Origin of the sequence: Promicromonospora sp. NPDC090134 (genome assembly GCF_044746965.1) — a bacterium.
Lineage (GTDB): Bacteria > Actinomycetota > Actinomycetes > Actinomycetales > Cellulomonadaceae > Promicromonospora.
Genome location: NZ_JBIVCZ010000011.1, coordinates 142,173 through 160,089, shown reverse-complemented (window position 1 = coordinate 160,089; position 17,917 = coordinate 142,173). Strand labels below are relative to the sequence as shown.

Below are 17,917 nucleotides of genomic sequence, written 5' to 3'. Positions count from 1 at the left end.
TCACGAGACCTCGGCGCGCCCCACAGGCGAGTCCCCCACGAGGGTCGATAGCGTGGTCCGGTGAGCCCGCACACGAGTCCCGGCCGGATCGGCCGCATCCCCGTCCTCGAGGTCGCTCCCGTCGTCGAGGGCGGCCGCTGGCCTGCGAAGGCGGTGGTCGGGGAGGTCGTCCCCGTCGAGGCCACGGTCTTCCGCGAGGGGCACGACGCCGTGGCCGCGACGGCCGTGCTCGTCGCCCCGGACGGGACGGACCACTCGTGGGCGCCCATGACCGACGTCGCGCCCGGGCTGGACCGCTTCCGCGGCGAGCTGCAGCCCGACGCCGAGGGCGACTGGTCCTTCCGCGTCGAGGCGTGGTCGGACCCGTACGCCACGTGGACGCACGACGCCGGGATCAAGATCGCCGCGGACATCGACACGGAGCTCATGCTCGCCGAGGGGGTGCTCCTCTTCGAGAAGATCTGCCGCCGGGTGCCGGGCGACCCGCTGGTCGCGGCCGGGCGGACGGCACGCGACGCGCGGGTGCTGACGGCGGCTGCCAGGGCGCTGGCCGACGCCCGCCGGCCGGCCCCGGCGCGGTTCGCGGCGGCGACGTCGCCCGAGGTGGTCGAGGCCCTGCGCCGCGCGCCGCTGCGCGAGCTGGTCTCGGCGTCGGACACGTACCCGCTCTGGGTCTCGCGGAAGCTCGCGCTGGCGGGGTCCTGGTACGAGATGTTCCCGCGGTCCGAGGGCGCGTACCGGAAGAAGGACGGCACGTGGGTCTCGGGCACGTTCGCGACGGCGGCGAAGCGCCTGCCGGGTATCGCGGCGATGGGCTTCGACGTGGTCTACCTGACGCCGGTCTCCCCCATCGGCACCACGTTCCGCAAGGGCCGCAACAACACCCTGGAGGCCGCGCCCGGCGACCCGGGCAGCCCGTACGCCATCGGGTCGGCGGACGGCGGGCACGACGCGATCCATCCGGACCTGGGCACGGAGGCGGACTTCCGGGACTTCGTCGCCGCCGCGCGGGCGGAGGGCCTGGAGGTCGCGCTCGACATCGCACTGCAGTGCTCGCCGGACCACCCCTGGGTCACGGAGCACCCCGAGTGGTTCGTGGTGCGCGCGGACGGTTCGATCGCCTACGCGGAGAACCCGCCCAAGAAGTACCAGGACATCTACCCGCTCAGCTTCGACACCGACCCCGACGGCCTGTACGCGGCGGTGCTCGGCGTGATCCGCACGTGGATCGACCGGGGCGTCACCCTGTTCCGCGTGGACAACCCGCACACCAAGCCGCTCGACTTCTGGGAGTGGCTGCTGGCGGAGGTCCACGCGAGCAACCCCGAGGTCATCTTCCTGTCCGAGGCGTTCACCAAGCCCGCGATGATGCAGACGCTGGCCCGGATCGGCTTCCACCAGTCGTACACCTACTTCACCTGGCGCAACACCAAGGAGGAGGTCGAGGAGTACCTCGCGGAGGTGAGCGGGCCGCAGGGCTCGGTGCTGCGCCCGTCGTTCTGGCCCACCACGCACGACATCCTCCCGCCCTACCTCATCGAGGGCGGCGTCTCGGCGTTCGCGGTGCGCGCGGTGCTGGCCGCCACGGGCTCGCCCACGTGGGGCATCTACTCCGGCTACGAGCTGGTGGAGAACGTGCCCCGCCCCGGCGTCGAGGAGCAGATCGACAACGAGAAGTACGAGTACCGGCCGCGCGACTGGGCGCGGGCGGACGACTACGGGATCGCCCTGCTGCTGGGCGAGCTGAACGCGATCCGCCGCGCGCACCCGGCCCTGCAGCAGCTGCGCAACCTGACCGTGCACCCCACGACGAACGACCAGGTGGTCGCGTACTCGCGCCGGATCGGCGCCGATCACGCGTCGCGCGCGACAGCGACGCCACCGGGCCGCACCATGAGAGCAGGGGGTAACGATCGGCGTGCCCCACGGCACGACGACGTGATCGTGGTCGTGCTGAACCTGGACCCCCGGAACGTGCAGGAGTCTGTAGTGCACCTGGATCTCTCCGCCCTCGGCCTCACCGCCCCCGACGGCGACGACAACGCCCCGTTCTACGTGGCACACGACCTGCTGGCCGACGAGACCTACGGCTGGGGAGCTCATCCCTGGGTGCGGCTCGACCCGCAGGTCCGGGTGGCCCACGTCCTCCAGGTGGGGCCGGCATGACGACTTTCGGGCCGGGTGGCCCCGCCGTCGGGCCGCCGGAGGGATACCCCGCACAGCCGACGCCGCCGGCGCAGCCGGCCTCGGCCCGCCCGTCCGTGTCCGTGCCCAACCCGCCGTCGGTCCCGGTGCCCGTCCAGGCCCTGCCGCCACGGCGGCAGCCGCGCTTGGACGCCCGCCGCAAGGGCCTCGTCGACGATCCCGAGTGGTACAAGAAGGCCGTCTTCTACGAGGTCATGATCCGGTCGTTCTCCGACTCGGGCGACGGCGGGTCGGGCGACCTGCGCGGCCTCGTGGAGCGGCTCGACTACCTGGAGTGGCTCGGCGTCGACTGCTTGTGGCTGCCGCCGTTCTTCCCGTCCCCGCTGCGCGACGGCGGGTACGACGTGGCCGACTTCACCGCCGTCTCGCCGCAGTTCGGCACGATCTCGGACTTCAGCGACCTGGTCGCCGCCGCGCACGAGCGCGGCATCCGCGTGGTGATCGACCTGGTCATGAACCACACCAGCGACGCCCACCCGTGGTTCCAGGCCTCGCGCGCCGACCCGAACGGCCCGTACGGCGACTTCTACGTGTGGAGCGACGACGCCACGCAGTACCAGGACGCGCGCATCATCTTCGTGGACACCGAGACGTCGAACTGGACCTTCGACCCGGTGCGGCGGCAGTACTTCTGGCACCGGTTCTTCAGCCACCAGCCCGACCTCAACTTCGAGAACCCGCGCGTCGTGGAGGCCATGCTCGACGTCGCCCGGTTCTGGCTCCAGCTCGGCGTGGACGGGTTCCGGCTCGACGCCGTGCCGTACCTGTTCGAGGCCGAGGGCACCAACTGCGAGAACCTGCCCGAGACGCACGGCTTCCTGCGCAAGGTGCGCCGCATGCTCGACACCGAGTTCCCGGGCCGCATCATGCTGGCCGAGGCGAACCAGTGGCCGGCGGACGTCGTCGAGTACTTCGGCACGGACGACGACCCCGAGTGCCACATGTGCTTCCACTTCCCGGTGATGCCGCGCATCTTCTACGCGATCCGCGACCAGCGGGCCCGCCAGCTCCTGGAGATCCTCGCGGACACGCCTGCCATCCCGGCGCGCGGCCAGTGGAGCACGTTCCTGCGCAACCACGACGAGCTCACCCTGGAGATGGTGTCCACCGAGGAGCGCGCCAGCATGTACGGCTGGTACGCCCCCGACCCACGGATGCGCGCGAACGTGGGCATCCGGCGGCGGCTCGCGCCGCTGCTGGACAACGCCCGCAAGGAGATCGAGCTGGCCAACGCGCTGCTGCTGTCGATGCCCGGCACGCCGTGCCTCTACTACGGCGACGAGATCGGCATGGGCGACAACATCTGGCTGCCCGACCGCGACGCGGTGCGCACCCCGATGCAGTGGACGCCGGACCGCAACGCGGGCTTCTCCACGGCCGACCCGGGCAAGCTGTACCTGCCGCTCGTGCAGTCGCTGGTGCACCACTACCAGCACACCAACGTGGAGGCGCAGCTCGCGCAGCCGACGTCGCTGCTGCACTGGATGCACAACATGCTGGCGTTCCGGCGCCTGCACCCGACGTTCGGGACCGGCGACTTCACGGCGCTCGACTGCAACGACGAGTCGGTCATCGCGTTCACCCGGTCATCGGCCGAGGAGACACTGCTGATCGCCGCGAACCTCTCGGCCACGGCGCGCTCGTCCACGATCAAGCTGCCGGGGTACGCCGGCTGGACGTTGACCGACGTGTTCGGCGGCGCCGCGTTCCCGGGCGTCGGCGACGACGGCATCCTGACGATGACGTGGGGCGCACGCGACTTCTACTGGCTGGTGCTGGCCCCGCCCGCGCCGGCCGGGCCGAACGACTCCACGGGAACGAGCGAACCCGTCGGGCAGGCGCGAGAGGGGTGAGCCCGGCGCGCCCCGTCCACGTCTCCCCCGGAGCCGCGCACCTCCCGCCCGAGGTGCTGCGGCTCCTGGACACGTGGCTGCCCGCGCAGCGCTGGTACCCGGTGCCCGCCGAGGGCGTGACCCACGAGCCGTGGCTCACGATCACGTTCGGCGGCGTGGCCGACGTCGTGGTCGCGCTCCTGCGACTGGTCGGCCCGGGCCTGGCGGCGGGCGACGAGTCGCTGGTGATCCAGGTCCCGCTGGTCCTGACCCCCACGGCGGAGCCGGAAGCCGACACCGCCGACACCGAGGCGGCCGGCCTCATCGGCACCGTCACCACGGCGTCGGGCACCGCGACCGTGCACGACGGCGGGGTCCACCCCGCGGCCTGGCACGCCTACTTCACCGCCGCCCTGCCCGCCGCGTGCGAGCCGGAGGACTGCGCCGAGCTCCGCGACGCACGGCGCATCTCCGGGGAGCAGTCGAACACGTCGGTGGTGCTCCCCGCCCTGCCGCACGCGACCGGGCGCGGCGGGATGCTCAAGATCCTGCGGACGGTCGCCCTGGGACCGCACCCCGACGTCGTGATCCCGGAGGCCCTGACGCGGGCCGGCTGGGACGGCGTGCCCCGGTTCCTTGGTGCGGTGGAGCTGCCCGCCCCCGGCGCCGGCTCCGGTTCCGCCGGCTCGGACGGCGGCGTGCACGGCGGCGCGTACAGCGGCGCCGCCGGACCCGTGGCGCACCTCGCGGTGCTGTCCGAGCTCGTGCACGAGGCGACCGACGGGTTCGAGCTGGCCTGCGCGTACGCGGCCCGGGACGAGGACTTCGGGGAGCAGGCTGCCGAGCTGGGCGCCGTCGTCGCGCGCCTGCACGCCGCCCTGCGTGAGGCCCTGGGCCCCGGGCCGGCGCTCGAACCGGCCGGGTTCATGGGCGTGCTGCGCCGCCGGGCCGCCGAGGCCTTCGCCGACGTCCCCGTCCTGGCCCCGCACCGCGCGGGCGTCACCGCCCTGTACGACACGCTGAGCGCGCGGCTGTCGGCGGTCGTCGAGCGCGGCGACGTCGTGCCGCTGCAGCCGATCCACGGCGACCTCCACCTCGGGCAGGCGCTCTGGTCGCCGGACGGCTGGAAGGTCCTCGACTTCGAGGGCGAGCCACAGCGTCCCGTGTCCGAGCGCACGGCGCCCGACCTGCCGCTGCGCGACGTCGCCGGGCTGCTCCGGTCGCTGGACTACGCCGCCGCCGTCGGGCAGGCCACGGACCCGCACTGGGTGTCGCACGCGCAGGTGAGCTTCCTCGAGGGGTACCGGCAGGCCAGCGGCGAGGCGCACCAGGGCACCGTGCCCGCGACGGCGGGCGCGACGTCGACGGGCAGCCCGCTCGACGTCGGCACCGCCGAGCTCCTGCTGCGTTCCCTGACCGTGGACAAGGCCCTGTACGAGGTGGTCTACGAGTTCCGGCACCGCCCCGCGTGGACCCACATCCCGCTCGCCGCCGTGGACCGCGTGCTCGGCTCGTGACCTGGGGATCGGTACGCGCCGGGTACGTGTCGCACGTCACGCGCCCGACGTGGAAAGGTGAACCCATGGCTGACCTGCCCGACGTCGACCTCGAGGCCCTGACCGCCGTCGCGTCCGGAACCCACCACGACCCGCACACCGTGCTCGGCCCGCACCTGCTGGACGGGCCCTGGACCGTGGTGCGCGCCCTGCGCCCGCTCGCCGACGAGGTGGTCGTCGTCACGGCGAGCGCCGAGGTGTCCGCCACGCACCAGGGTGCGGGCGTGTGGGCCGCCGTCGTCCCGGCCGCCGAGGAGGAGGACGGCTCCCGGCACGCCCCCGACTACCGGATCCGCACCCGGTCCGGCACGGACACCTGGGCCTCCGACGACCCGTACCGGTTCCTGCCCACCCTCGGCGAGGTGGACCTGCACCTGATCGGCGAGGGCCGGCACGAGCAGCTCTGGCAGGTGCTCGGCGCAAACGTCCACCGGTACCCGAGCGCGGCCGGCGACATCGCCGGCGTCGCCTTCGCGGTGTGGGCGCCGAACGCGCGCGGCGTGCGGCTCGTGGGCGACCACAACGGCTGGGGCGGCACGCACCCCATGCGGTCGCTCGGCGCCACGGGCGTCTGGGAGCTGTTCGTCCCGGACGTCGGCCCGGGCCTGCGGTACAAGTTCGAGATCCTGGGGGCCGACGGCGTCTGGCGCGCCAAGGCCGACCCCCTCGCCAAGGCGACGGAGCAGCCGCCCGCCACCGCCAGCGTGGTCACCACCTCGGTGCACGAGTGGCACGACGACGCGTGGCTCGCCGCCCGGTCGTCGGCCGACCCGCACTCCGCGCCGCTGAGCGTGTACGAGGTGCACCTGGGCTCGTGGCGGCCCGGCCTCGGCTACCGCGAGCTCGCGGAGCAGCTCACCGACTACGTCGTGGAGCAGGGCTTCACGCACGTGGAGCTCCTGCCCGTCGCGGAGCACCCGTACGGCGGTTCGTGGGGCTACCAGGTCACCAGCTACTACGCGCCCACGTCGCGGTTCGGCTCGCCCGACGACTTCCGGTACCTGGTGGACCGGCTGCACCAGGCCGGCGTCGGCATCGTCCTGGACTGGGTGCCCGCGCACTTCCCGCGCGACGAGTTCGCCCTGGCCCGGTTCGACGGGACGCCCCTGTACGAGCACCCCGACCCACGACGCGGCGAGCAGCAGGACTGGGGCACCCTGATCTTCGACTTCGGCCGCCGCGAGGTGCGCAACTTCCTGGTCGCCAACGCCACGTACTGGTTCGAGGAGTTCCACGTCGACGCGCTGCGGGTGGACGCCGTCGCCTCGATGCTCTACCTCGACTACTCGCGCAAGGAGGGCGAGTGGACGCCCAACGTGCACGGCGGGCGGGAGAACCTGGAGGCCATCGCGTTCCTCCAGGAGGCGAACGCGACCGCGTACCGGCGTACGCCCGGCGTGATGATGATCGCCGAGGAGTCCACGGCGTTCCCCCAGGTCACGGGCCCGACGTCGAGCGGCGGGCTGGGCTTCGGCCTGAAGTGGAACATGGGCTGGATGAACGACACCCTGCGCTACCTCGCGGAGGACCCGTACAACCGGCGCTACCACCACGGCGAGCTGACGTTCTCGCTGGTGTACGCGTTCACGGAGCAGTTCGTGCTGCCGATCAGCCACGACGAGGTGGTGCACGGCAAGGGGTCGCTGCTGCGCAAGATGCCTGGCGACCGGTGGCAGCAGCTCGCCGGCGTCCGCTCGTTCCTGGCCTACCAGTGGACCCATCCCGGCAAGCAGCTGCTGTTCATGGGGTGCGAGTTCGCGCAGGACACGGAGTGGGCCGAGTCCGAGGGCCTGCGCTGGGACCTGCTCGGCGACTCCGGGCACTCCGGCGTGCAGCACCTCGTCCGGGACCTGAACGCCCTCTACCGCGCGACGCCCGCGCTGTGGGAGCTCGACTTCGACCCGGCGGGCTTCGAGTGGCTCGAGTCCGACGACGCCGACCACAACGTGCTCGCCTACGTGCGCCGGTCGCGCTCCGGGGACCCGGTGGTCGTGGTCGTGAACTTCGCGGGAGTACCGCACGAGGGGTACCGCCTGCCGCTGCCGGAGGTGCCGTGGGCGGGCGGGGGTGCTCCCGAAGCCTCGGCCGCCGACGCCGTCGAGACCCTGCCGCCTGCCGAGCCGGCGGAGACGTCGATGCGCGTCGCGCCGGCCGACGCCGCGACGCTGGCCGAACCGGTGCCTGCGGCCGGGCCGGTGTGGCGCGAGGTGCTCAACACGGACGCCACGGTCTACGGCGGCTCCGGCGTGGGCAACATGGGCAGCGTCCAGGCCGAGCCGGTCCCCCACCACGGCCGCGCCTGGTCGGCGCCGATGCGGATCCCCCCGCTGGGCGCCCTGATCCTGATCCCCGAGTAGCCCCATCGCCTTCGAGGCCCGGCTTTCTTCGCTTTGAGGGGACTCAAAGCGAAGAAAGGCGGGCCTCGAAAACAATCAGCGGGGCGAGCTCCGGCTCGGAACGGGCTCGCCGGGCGGTGCGTCCGGTCAGTACAGGCTGATCGCCAGGCGCTTGCGGGCCTTGCTCACCCGCGGGTCCGCGGTGCCGGCCACCTCGAAGAGCTCCAGCAGCCGCACCCGGATCTTCTCCTTGCCGTCGGCGTCCGCCTCGGGCAGCAGGTCGAGCAGGCGCGCGAACGCGTCGTCCACCTTGCCGCCCAGCATGTCCATGTCCGCGACGGCGAGCGCGGCGTCGACGTCGGACGGTGCGGCCGCGGCGGCCTGTCGTACGGCCGCGAGGTCGGAGTCGTGGGTGCGCTGCATGAGGTGCACCTGCGCGAGGCCGGCCGTGGCGTCCGAGTCCTTCGGGTCCTGGCGCAGCGCCTTCGCGTAGGCGGCGGCGGCACCCTCCAGGTCGTCGCGCTCGATCGCGTCGTACGCCTCCTGGTGCAGCGGCGGCAGCGGCGGCTCCACCTCCTCGGGCGCCGGCTCGTCGGTCGCGGGGGCGCCGCCCGGGGCCCGGCCCGTGACGCCGTTCTGCTCGGCGGCGGCCAGCACCTGGTCGAGCACGCCGCGGATCTGCTGCTCGTCGGCCGCGCCCTGGAACAGGGGAAGCGGCTGACCCTGCAGCACCGCGACGACGGTCGGCACGCCCTGCACCTGGAACGCGGCGGCGACCTGCGGCGAGGCCTGCGCGTCGACGCGGCCCAGCAGGAACCGGCCGCCGTACTCCTGGGCGAGGCGGCCCATCGTGGCACCGAGCTCGGCGTTCGCCTGGTCCGTCGGGATCCACAGCAGGATCACCACCGGGTACGTGGCAGAGTCGCGGACCAGCTGCTCGAAGTTCGCCTCGCTGACGTCCACGACGAAACCGCCGGCTTCGGGTGCGCCACCGGGTTCTCCGGGCGGCGGTGCCTGGGGACGGTTGAGGGCGGACAGGTCGACGGCGCCGCGCACCGCGAACTCGGGCTGCGCGCTCCGGGCGGGGCCGGGCTGAGGGGTGGTACTGCTCATGGGGGCAATCCTAATGAACCACGCGATCGATACCCGTCGACTCCGCTCTCGGCGATCACCGGCTCACTTGTTCGACACCGCGTAGGGCACCCGGTGGAAGCCCAGCAGACTCATCTGCTCCGCCGATTCGGCGGGCGGTACGTACAGCGCGACCATGTCACGGTAGTGGACCTTCATCACCTCGGTGCCCGCGGCGCCACCCCACAGCGCCTTGACCGACGGCGTGACCGGCCAGAGCTGCCACCCCTTGTCCGCCTTCAGGGTCTCCTGGCTGAGCAGTGCCGCCAGCACCACCGCGCCGCCGTCGGCCGTCCGGACCGCCTTGACCGCGTCCTTCGTCGGCTCGTACGCGACCTCGAAGGTGCCCTTGGCGTCCTTGCCCTCCTTCTTGATCGCCGCGAGCTGGCTCTCGCCGGCATCGCGCAGGGTCTGCCGCAGCCTGTCGTCGCCGAAGTTCCCGGCGTACTTCGACTCCTCGTCGACGTTCAGCACCGACACGTACTGCGTGACGGCCTCCTGCGGCGTGACCTTGAGGCTCGTGTCGTCGGCCGGTACGGCCGGGCTGCCCAGCTCGGCGTCCGCGAACTGCGGCATCGTCACGCCGGGTACCAGGTAGACGAAGCCCCACATCTTGTACTGGTCGCGGGGCGCGGGCTGCTCGAACGCCCCGAGCATCGGCGTGCCCTCGGCGGGCTGTTCCGTGATGACGAAGCTGTTGCGCGGCCAGCCCTGCTCGGACGGCAGGATGAGCTGCCTCATCTCCATCGACATGCCGCTCAGGCCCTCGCCGTCCCGGGCCGCGGCGATCCGCAGCTCGGCCCGCCGCAGCTCGAGCGCGGGACCGGTCAGCCGCTCCGCCAGCGCCTCCGCGCCGTCGGCCCCCTTCGCGCCGTCCACGACCCCCGTCACCTGGTCCAGGATCCTGCGCTCCTGGGTCTCGGTGACCACCGCGGCGACGACCGGGGCGTCGGCGACCGGGACGGGAAGCTCGGCGGTGCACCCCGCGAGCAGGAGCGACGTGATCGCGAGCGCCGCGGGCGGCACGAGCCCGGGACGTGGAAAGGGTGGCCTCCGTGAATTCACGGAAGCCACCCTAGCCACGGCTGACGCGCAGGTCAGCGAAAGATCAGCCGTTCGAGACCGACCACGGCACGTGCTCGTACCCGACCAGGCTGACCTGGTCCTCGGAGTCCTTGGGCGGCACGTACATCGCCACCATGTCCTTGTAGTTGACCTCGACCACGTTGGTCACGTCGGCATCGCCCCACAGGGCCTGGGTCGTCTTGGTCGGCGGGCCGATCTCGCAGCCCTCCTCCTTGGCGGTGATGGTCTCCTTGCTGATCATCGCCGCCATCACGAGGGCGCCGCCGTCCGCCGTCCGGACCGACTTGACCGGGTCCTTGGTGGGCTCGTACGCGACCTCGAAGGCTCCCTTGCAGTCCTCCTTGTTGATCGCGTCGACCTGCAGCTTGCCGTAGTCCCGGAAGAACTGGCGCAGGTCGTCGTCGGCGAAGTTGCCGGCGTACTTCGAGTCCTTGTCCACCGTGAGCACGGACGCGTACTGCTCCACGGCGGACTGGGGCGTCATCTTCAGGCTCTCGTCGTTCGCCGGGACCGCGGCGCTGCCGAGGTCGGCCTCCGCGAACTGCGGCATCGTGACGCCGGGCAGCAGGCGGACCCAGCCCCACATCTTGTACTGCTCCCGCGCGCTGGACTGGTTGAAGGCCATGAGCACAGGGGTGGTGAGGTCCTTGGGCTGGACCGTGATGGCAAAGCTGGTGCGCGGCCACGCCTGGTCGGAGGGCAGGATCACCTGCTGCATCTCCATCGCCAGGTCCGTCAGCGGTTCCTTGTCTTTGCGGGCGGCGGCGACCTTGAGCTGGGTCTCGCGGATCGCAAGGGCCGGCCCGGACAGGCGCGCGGCGAGCGAGTCGGCGTCGCTGGACTTGGTCACGCCCTCGACCACGCCGGAGACCTTGTCCAGGATCTTGCGCTCCTGCGACTGCGAGACCACGGCAGCCGCGACGGGCGCCTCCGGCTTGGGGACGGGGAGCTCCTCGGCACAGCCGGCCAGCAGACCCGTGGCGAGCAAGGTCGCCACCACGGCCATGGAGCGGGTCGTGGTGCGTCTCATCGATTACCTCCGTCGTCGTTCCCCGTGACGCCCCAGGTCTGGCGCCACGCAGCGGCACGGCTGCTCGGGTTCTCCTGCTCGGGTTCGGGCTCGGGCTGCGGCTCGGCGGCCGGGACGGCCGGCATGGCGCCGGTCGCCGCCCGGCGCTGGGCCTGCTCACGCATGCGCATCTCGCGCCGCGTCAGCGGCCTGCCCGACGCCGCGGGACCGGCCTCGGCCGGAGCCGGTGCCTCGGGCCGCGCGGGAGCGGGCTGCGTGTGCTCGGGGACGGCGCCGCCGAACTGCGCGGGCGCGGACTGCGCGGACTGCGCGGGGGCGGCCGGTGCGGGTGCCGCGGCAGGTGCGCCAGGACCCTGGCTGCGCCGGCTGCGCCGCATGCCGCGGATGGAGCCCGCGGGGGCGGCGACCGGCGCGGGAGCCGGTTCGGGCTCGGGTGCCGGGACGATCGGGGCCGCGCCGCCGAAGGGGGCGGGCGCCCCCCAGGCCTGGGTGCGGTCCTCGTGGGGCTCGGGCGTGCCCGGCTCGGGCCGGCCCGGCCGGGGTCCACCCGGTCGCGGCGTGCCCGGGCGCGGCGGGCCCTGCTCGGGGCGCTCACGGCCCGGACGCTCCGGGGCCGCCGGCGGGAAGACCGCCGTGCCGCCGTCGGGCGCGTCGCCGGGCGCTCCGCCCGGTGCGGGCGGGAATCCGCCGCGGGTCTCCTCCGGGTGCTGGTCCGGCTCGGCACCGTCCACCCCGAAGACCGCGTCACGACGCGGCAGCTCCGAGGACGACTGGCGCGTGCGGACCGCGGACGTCGACCCGCCCTTGCCGTTGCGCTTCTTGCGACGGGAGCCGAGGAGCATGAAGACGCCGAGGATCAGGACGAAACCACCGCCCAGCACGCCGGGCCACAGGTACGGCGTGTTGACGGGGCGCGGCCAGGTGAGCTCGAGCGTGGGCGCCTCGGCGCCCTTGCCGACACCCGCGGCCAGCAGCACGACGCGGCCGGGCTGCTCGGTCCAGCGCATCTGGACGGTGGTCTCGCCGCTGACCTCGGAGATCCACATGTCGGACCCGGCGGGGTCCGGACCGGTGGTCGGCTTCTCAGCCGGGGCCTCCTCCGCCTCCTCGTCGTCCGTGGTGGCGGGAGCGCCGGGCGCGACGCTGAGCGTCTCCCACGAGGACAGGCCGGTCACCGAGTCGTAGGGGTCGCTGCCGACCCAGCCGAGCACGTCGACGTCGGACCCGAGCGCGAGCGTGACCTTCTGCCCCTCGGGGACAGTGGCCCGCACGGTCACCTGGTCGTCGACGAGGCCGAGAACTCCGGGCTCCGTCACGACCATGGTTCCGTCACCGCTGGGGGTCGCGGTCGCGACGACGGTGTCGGAATCGCGCAGGACGGTTGCCGTCGCGATCCCGAAACCGATCCCGCCAAGGCCGGCCAGGATCAGGAGGATCGCCAAAAAGCGTTGCACCACCGATTCCCTTCGAAGTGAGGGCGCGAGCCCGTCGATCAGGTGGATGTTCCAGCATAGGGACCGAACACAGAGCACTGTCCAATGACGGGTGTGCTTGTGAGGTTCGGCCGGGACTCTCACTCTTCCTTCACCGAGGTGTGCCTGAACCGCCACGGTGGGAGAGGGGTCCCGGGCCAGCGGGCAGTATTCCACGCATTGCGTAGATTGCATCCCACTGCGGAGTATCCACATCCGCACAAGGCACGTATCCTGGGCGCCGGACGAGCCGATAAACGGCGTCCCAGGGGGGAGCCTGACCCGCGCCTCACCAAGTTCCGACACTGGAGGTCTGCACCGTGTCCGACGAGCGCTCGCTCTTCCCGACTGCCATGCGTGGGTACGACCGCGACCAGGTGCACGCACACCTGGACCGCCTGAACCACGCGCTCGAAGAAGCACGCCGACAGGTCGAGGCCTCCGACGGTCGTGCCATGCAGCTCACGCAGGACCTCAACGATGCCAAGCGCAACCTGCGCGAGACCGAGAAGCCGTCGTACGCCGGCCTCGGTTCCCGCATCGAGCTCCTCCTGCGTTCCGCCGAGGACCAGTCGACGGACATCATCAACCAGGCCAACCAGCAGGCTGCGGACATCATGGCACGCGCCAAGCTGTCGGGCGGGCAGGTGCGCTCCCGCGCCGAGTCCGAGGTGGCGGAGATGCTCGCCAGCGCTCGTCGCGAGGCCGAGGAGATCCGCACGACGATGGCCGCCGAGGCCGAGGGCCACCTGCTCGCCGCGCAGCGCCGCGCCGAGGAGCTCGTCGGCTCGGCGGAGCGCGAGTCCGCGCAGATCGCCAGCGCCATCAACGCCGAGGAGAGCGAGCGCCGGGCCAGCCTGGAGCGCGAGCTCGGCACCCTGCGCTCGACGGTCGAGCGGGAGACGACGGAGCTGCGCGTCAACACCGAGCGTGAGACCGCCAAGCTCCGCGCCCAGGTGAACGCCGAGACCACGGAGCAGCGCGAGACCGCCGAGCGCGACTCGTCCGCGATGCTCGCCAGCGCGCGCGCCGAGTCCGAGCAGATCCTCTCCGAGGCCCGCCGCCAGGCAGCCGAGGCGTCCAACGCCGTCACCACCGAGATGGAGGACCTGCGCGAGCAGGCCCGCGCGGCGCTCGCCCAGGCCGAGCTCGACATCGCCACCCGCAAGGAGGCCGTGGAGAAGGAGCTCGCCGAGCGCCACGAGACGGCCAAGACCGAGACCGCCAAGCTCGTCAGCACGGCCGAGGAGCACGCGGCCGAGGCCGAGAAGCGCGTCGCCGTCGCGCTGGAGCAGTCCGAGAAGATCCGCTCCGAGTCGGACGTCTACGTCAAGGACCTCGTGGCCGACGCCCGCAAGTCCGCCGACCGGATCGTGGCCGACGCCCGCGAGTTCGCGGAGCAGACCATCGACGACGCCCGCGCCGAGGCCGAGTCGAGCCGGTCCGCCGCACAGCACCAGCTCGAGGACCTCACGCGTCAGCACGACTCCATCAACTCCTACCTGGAGGAGCTGCGCGGCATGCTCGGGACCCCGGCGGCCCCGAGCGCTCCCGCCGCGACGCCCGCCCCCGCGGCCAAGGCCGCGAGCATGGCGGGGGCCACCCCGGCGCAGCAGGCACGCTTCGCGGTCGTCGGCGACGGCACCGAGGCCGAGCCCGAGGTTCCGGACTCCTCCGACGCGGACGGTTCGATGCCGGCCTCGATCCCGCCGAGCAACCCGACGCCCGTGCCCGTCGGCACCGCGACCGTCGTGATCCCTTCGGTCAAGGGCACCAAGGCCAGCACGAAGGCCGGCCAGGCCGCCTCCGACTCGGCCTCCTCCCCCTCGGAGAGCGACGACGCCGAGGCCCCCGTCTCCGAGAAGGCCGGCGCGTCGAGCTGACCGTTGTGCCGAGAACCAGGGCGAGATAGAACTGGGGCGCTACCAACCACGTGGTTGGTAGCGCCCCAGTTCTATCTCGCCCTGGTTCTATCTCGCCCTGGTTCTGTCTCGGCATGCTCGGTCAGTGGTGGGCCACGACGTGGGTGTGCAGCAGGCCGAGGGCCGCGGCGACCGCCTGGGGCTCCTCGACGACGCTCAGGTGCCCGGCGCCGGGCACCAGCGTGAGCGCGGCGTCACCCATCGAGGAGCCCAGGGGCGAGCCCGCCGCCCGGACCATGTGCTCGGCCTCGGCCAGCGGCGTGATCGAGTCCTCTGCCCCCACCACGACGGCGACCGGCGCGTCCAGCCGATCGAGCACGTAGGTCCGGTCGGGCCGGGACGCCATCGCACGCTGCGACCAGGCGACGCCCGCCGGCGACTGGGCTCGGATCCACGAGTCCAGGACGGGGAACAGGTTCCGGCGGTGCTCCGTGCTGGTGGCGCCGACCAGGTTGGCGGGCATGCCGAGCACCGCGTCCACGGTCTGGCTGGCGTCGACCGCGGCGGCGATCCGCAGCCGCTTGGCGCGCGCCTCCTCGGTGTCCGCCGTCGACTTCGTGTTCACCAGGCCGAGTCCCGCGACGAAGCCCGGGTGCCGCTCGGCCAGGGCGAGCGCGACGTACCCGCCCATCGAGTGCCCGACGACGACGGCGTTGCCCTCCCCCGCGTCGGTCATCGTCAGGTACACCGCGTCGGCGATGTGCTCGATGCTCGGCGGGAACCCGTCCAGGTCGCTGTGCCCGGCACCGGGCAGGTCCACCGCGATGGCCCGGACGCCCGGCGGGAGGTACTCCGCGCACACCGCCCACATCCGGTGGTCGAGCGGAAAACCGTGCAGCAGCACGAGCGGCACACCCCCGCCGTCGTGCAGCGTGAAGGTAGCCAGGTTCCTGGTGGCTCGAGAGGTCATCGTCGTCCTCCTCTGGTGGGTGCGGTGGTGGTGCTGGTGCCTGGCGGTGTCGCTCAGGAGACGCCCAGCGGACCGTCCCAGTGGGTCGGCAGCGGGAGCGGGTGGTCGGGCAGGACGTGGGCGACGATCTCGTTCAGCGCACGGGCGACGGCGGGCTCGCCGACCCAGAGGTGCTTCGCGCCGTCGACGCCGATCACCTCGGCCTGCGGCACCCGCGCGAAGCGCCGGCGGGCCTCGTCGGGCCGGAGGTAGTCGTCGAGCTCGGGCACGAGCACCACGAGGGGCTTGTCAGACGCCGCCCAGCGGTCCAGGTCCTCGTCCGTCGCGCGGTGCAGCGGCGGCGAGAGCAGGATCGCGCCCTCGACGCTCGGGTCGGCGCCGTGCTTGAGGACCAGCTCGGTGCCGAACGACCAGCCGACCAGCCACGGCCGGGGCAGCCCACGGAACTCGGCGAACTCGATCGCGGCCGCGACGTCGTACTTCTCGGCCTCGCCCCCGTCGAACGTGCCCTCGCTCGTGCCCCGCGGGGAGGAGGTGCCCCGCGTGTTGAACCGCAGCACCGCCAGGTCGGCCAGCGCGGGCAGACGCCACGCGGCCTTGCGGTACACGTGGGAGTCCATGAAGCCGCCGTGCGTGGGCAGCGGGTGGAGCGTCAGCAGGCTGGCCGCCGGCTCGGTGTCCGCCGGCAGGGCGAGCTCGCCCACGAGCGTGAGGCCGTCGGCGGTGTGCAGCTCGACGTCCTCCCGCTGGGCGGGCAGGACGGTGAGCGAGCGGATCTGGTGGGTCGTCTGGCCGGAGGCCGCGTCCGGCGTCGCTTCAGTGGTCATCGGGTCCATTGTCCTCCCGCCCGCGGCAGGACGCGTCGGCGCGGGAGTGTGTGTCGCAGCACCCTGGACCACGTGTGCGGCGGGGACGGGCCCCGGTTCACCGGACCCGTTGCCTCAGCGCAGGTTGGCCCGGCGCTGCCAGCAGCTGGTGTGCCAGTGCCGCCGGGCGTCGACACCGGCCTCGGGCCCGCCGAAACCGTCCGTCCTCCATGCGACGACGTGCGCGGTGCCCGGCGTGACCTCCTGGCGGCAGGCGGGGCAGACATAGGTCTTGTCGGACGACCGGATCCGCTGCACCACCCACTCGCCGTCCGCCGCCGACTCGCTGCGACGCCCGCCCGTGGCCCGGTCCACGTCGAGGGGGACATGACCAGCGGCATACGGACGCTTGCTGGAGCGGCGGTTCGACGGCATGCCATCTATTCTTCCGCAGGGCGGAGCGGATGGCTCAAGGCTGTTCGAGAACAGCCCGCATCGCGCACCACAATGCCTGGGAGCCGCACTCATCTCCGCCCGCTAGAGTGTGGCGGTCCCCAGCAAGGCGCACACCTACCGAAGGACTACTCGTGAAGCACCGCACCACTGCCGCCCTGGCAGCCGTCGCGCTGGCATCCATCGCGCTCACCGGCTGCGCGAGCGCCGACGACTCCGGGAGCGACAATGCCGCCGCCTCCGACGGAAACGTCTGCGAGGTGACGGCCGCCGCGGAGCCGTCGCCCATGCCCAGCCCGGCCGAGGAGGACGTCAAGGCGGTCGACGCGATCGAGGTCTCGGGCCCGGTCGGCAAGGAACCGAAGGTGACGTTCAAGGCGCCGCTCAAGGTCACGTCCCCGACGTCCCGCGTCGTGGACGAGGGCACCGGCGCGGAGCTCGTCGAGGGCGCCCAGGTGACCATCAACTACGTGGTCATCGCGGGCAAGGACGGTTCCACCAGCGGCTCGACCTGGGAGACCAAGAAGCCGGAGTCGTTCACGCTGGGCGACCCGCAGTACGACCTGCTGAACGACCGCCTGATCGGCCAGAAGGTCGGCACGCGCCTCCTCATGGCGAGCACTGCGATGGACCAGACCATCCAGGTGACGATGGTCGAGGTGACCGAGTCCAAGGAGATCCCGACGCGTGCCGAGGGCACCGAGGTGGCCCCCAAGGAGGGCCTGCCCACCGTCGAGCTCGCCGAGGACGGCCAGCCGACCGTGACGATCCCCGCCGACTACGAGGCGCCCACCGAGCTGGTGGTCCAGCCTCTCGTCGAGGGTGACGGCGCCGAGGTCACCAAGGACCAGACGGTCACCGTGCAGTACGCGGGCTGCCTGCTCGACGGCACGTCCTTCGACTCCTCGTGGAGCCGTGGCACGCCGACGTCGTTCCCGCTGAGCGGTGTGATCCCCGGCTGGACCAACGGCATCGCCGGCCAGAAGGTCGGCAGCCAGGTGCTGCTCGTCGTCCCGGCGGACCAGGGCTACGGCGAGCAGGAGAACGGCGCGATCCCGGCGAACTCGACGCTCGTGTTCGTGGTCGACATCCTTGAGGCCAAGGCGGCCTGACCCCGTCGGCCCGCTCGCGGGCCGGTATGAGATCTCGCGCACGCACGGTGCGCATCGCCGCTGATC

General features: G+C 72.6%; 13 protein-coding genes. 6 read left to right on the top strand and 7 right to left on the bottom strand.

Annotated elements, in window-relative coordinates; genetic code table 11:
* The first annotated feature begins 60 nt into the window (after positions 1-60).
* From ACIPN7_RS25320 to glgB, 4 genes are all read left to right on the top strand, one after another.
* Positions 61-2,166: an alpha-1,4-glucan--maltose-1-phosphate maltosyltransferase gene (locus ACIPN7_RS25320; protein WP_400549084.1), complete on the top strand. Its 2,106-nt coding sequence runs from the start codon at positions 61-63 to the stop codon at positions 2,164-2,166.
* Positions 2,163-4,058 (top strand): maltose alpha-D-glucosyltransferase, encoded by a 1,896-nt coding sequence (gene treS, locus ACIPN7_RS25315; protein WP_400549082.1) that lies wholly within the window; start codon positions 2,163-2,165, stop codon positions 4,056-4,058. Before ACIPN7_RS25320 ends, treS begins: the two co-directional genes overlap by 4 nt.
* Positions 4,055-5,554 carry an aminoglycoside phosphotransferase gene (locus ACIPN7_RS25310; protein ID WP_400549079.1) on the top strand — a complete coding sequence of 500 codons (1,500 nt, stop codon included), beginning with the start codon at positions 4,055-4,057 and terminating at the stop codon, positions 5,552-5,554. The genes treS and ACIPN7_RS25310 overlap by 4 nt, the downstream gene beginning before the upstream one ends.
* A gap of 65 nt (positions 5,555-5,619) precedes the next feature.
* A complete protein-coding gene (glgB, locus tag ACIPN7_RS25305) occupies positions 5,620-7,950 on the top strand; it encodes a 1,4-alpha-glucan branching protein GlgB (protein WP_400549077.1) in 2,331 nt (776 codons plus the stop codon).
* Between the two features lie 126 nt (positions 7,951-8,076).
* On the opposite strand, the gene ACIPN7_RS25300 is transcribed toward glgB, so the two are convergent.
* The 4 genes from ACIPN7_RS25300 to ACIPN7_RS25285 form a co-directional block, all read right to left on the bottom strand.
* Positions 8,077-9,042: a co-chaperone YbbN gene (locus tag ACIPN7_RS25300; protein ID WP_400549074.1), complete on the bottom strand. Its 966-nt coding sequence runs from the start codon at positions 9,040-9,042 to the stop codon at positions 8,077-8,079.
* A gap of 63 nt (positions 9,043-9,105) precedes the next feature.
* Positions 9,106-10,125, bottom strand: a complete 1,020-nt coding sequence (locus tag ACIPN7_RS25295) for a hypothetical protein (protein ID WP_400549071.1) — start codon at positions 10,123-10,125, stop codon at positions 9,106-9,108.
* Positions 10,126-10,168: 43 nt separating this feature from the next.
* Entirely contained in the window at positions 10,169-11,176 is a 1,008-nt protein-coding gene (locus tag ACIPN7_RS25290; protein ID WP_400549068.1) for a hypothetical protein, read from the bottom strand.
* The gene (locus ACIPN7_RS25285) at positions 11,173-12,630 is read right to left on the bottom strand and encodes a hypothetical protein (RefSeq protein ID WP_400549065.1); all 1,458 of its coding nucleotides are present in this window, start codon (positions 12,628-12,630) and stop codon (positions 11,173-11,175) included. Before ACIPN7_RS25285 ends, ACIPN7_RS25290 begins: the two co-directional genes overlap by 4 nt.
* A gap of 338 nt (positions 12,631-12,968) precedes the next feature.
* Between ACIPN7_RS25285 and ACIPN7_RS25280 the strand changes: the two genes are divergently transcribed.
* Positions 12,969-14,531 carry a DivIVA domain-containing protein gene (locus ACIPN7_RS25280; RefSeq protein ID WP_400549062.1) on the top strand — a complete coding sequence of 521 codons (1,563 nt, stop codon included), beginning with the start codon at positions 12,969-12,971 and terminating at the stop codon, positions 14,529-14,531.
* Between the two features lie 121 nt (positions 14,532-14,652).
* Here ACIPN7_RS25280 and ACIPN7_RS25275 read toward each other — a convergent pair whose 3' ends face one another.
* The 3 genes from ACIPN7_RS25275 to ACIPN7_RS25265 form a co-directional block, all read right to left on the bottom strand.
* A complete protein-coding gene (locus ACIPN7_RS25275; RefSeq protein WP_400549059.1) occupies positions 14,653-15,480 on the bottom strand; it encodes an alpha/beta fold hydrolase in 828 nt (275 codons plus the stop codon).
* A 53-nt stretch (positions 15,481-15,533) separates the two neighbouring features.
* On the bottom strand, positions 15,534-16,307 hold the full coding sequence (locus tag ACIPN7_RS25270) for an alpha/beta hydrolase (RefSeq protein ID WP_400549056.1): 774 nt from the start codon (positions 16,305-16,307) through the stop codon (positions 15,534-15,536).
* Positions 16,308-16,421: 114 nt separating this feature from the next.
* Positions 16,422-16,721 carry a hypothetical protein gene (locus ACIPN7_RS25265; RefSeq protein ID WP_400549053.1) on the bottom strand — a complete coding sequence of 100 codons (300 nt, stop codon included), beginning with the start codon at positions 16,719-16,721 and terminating at the stop codon, positions 16,422-16,424.
* Between the two features lie 152 nt (positions 16,722-16,873).
* On the opposite strand from ACIPN7_RS25265, the gene ACIPN7_RS25260 reads away from it, so the two are divergent.
* Entirely contained in the window at positions 16,874-17,851 is a 978-nt protein-coding gene (locus ACIPN7_RS25260; protein WP_400549050.1) for an FKBP-type peptidyl-prolyl cis-trans isomerase, read from the top strand.
* Positions 17,852-17,917 lie beyond the last annotated feature (66 nt).

Coding starts and splice junctions, on each gene's coding strand:
- treS (WP_400549082.1), top strand. CDS start 2,163: ATGACGACTTTCGGGCCGGGTGGCCCCGCCGTCGGGCCGCCGGAGGGA.
- glgB (WP_400549077.1), top strand. CDS start 5,620: ATGGCTGACCTGCCCGACGTCGACCTCGAGGCCCTGACCGCCGTCGCG.
- ACIPN7_RS25300 (WP_400549074.1), bottom strand. CDS start 9,042: ATGAGCAGTACCACCCCTCAGCCCGGCCCCGCCCGGAGCGCGCAGCCC.
- ACIPN7_RS25290 (WP_400549068.1), bottom strand. CDS start 11,176: ATGAGACGCACCACGACCCGCTCCATGGCCGTGGTGGCGACCTTGCTC.
- ACIPN7_RS25275 (WP_400549059.1), bottom strand. CDS start 15,480: ATGACCTCTCGAGCCACCAGGAACCTGGCTACCTTCACGCTGCACGAC.
- ACIPN7_RS25270 (WP_400549056.1), bottom strand. CDS start 16,307: ATGACCACTGAAGCGACGCCGGACGCGGCCTCCGGCCAGACGACCCAC.
- ACIPN7_RS25265 (WP_400549053.1), bottom strand. CDS start 16,721: ATGCCGTCGAACCGCCGCTCCAGCAAGCGTCCGTATGCCGCTGGTCAT.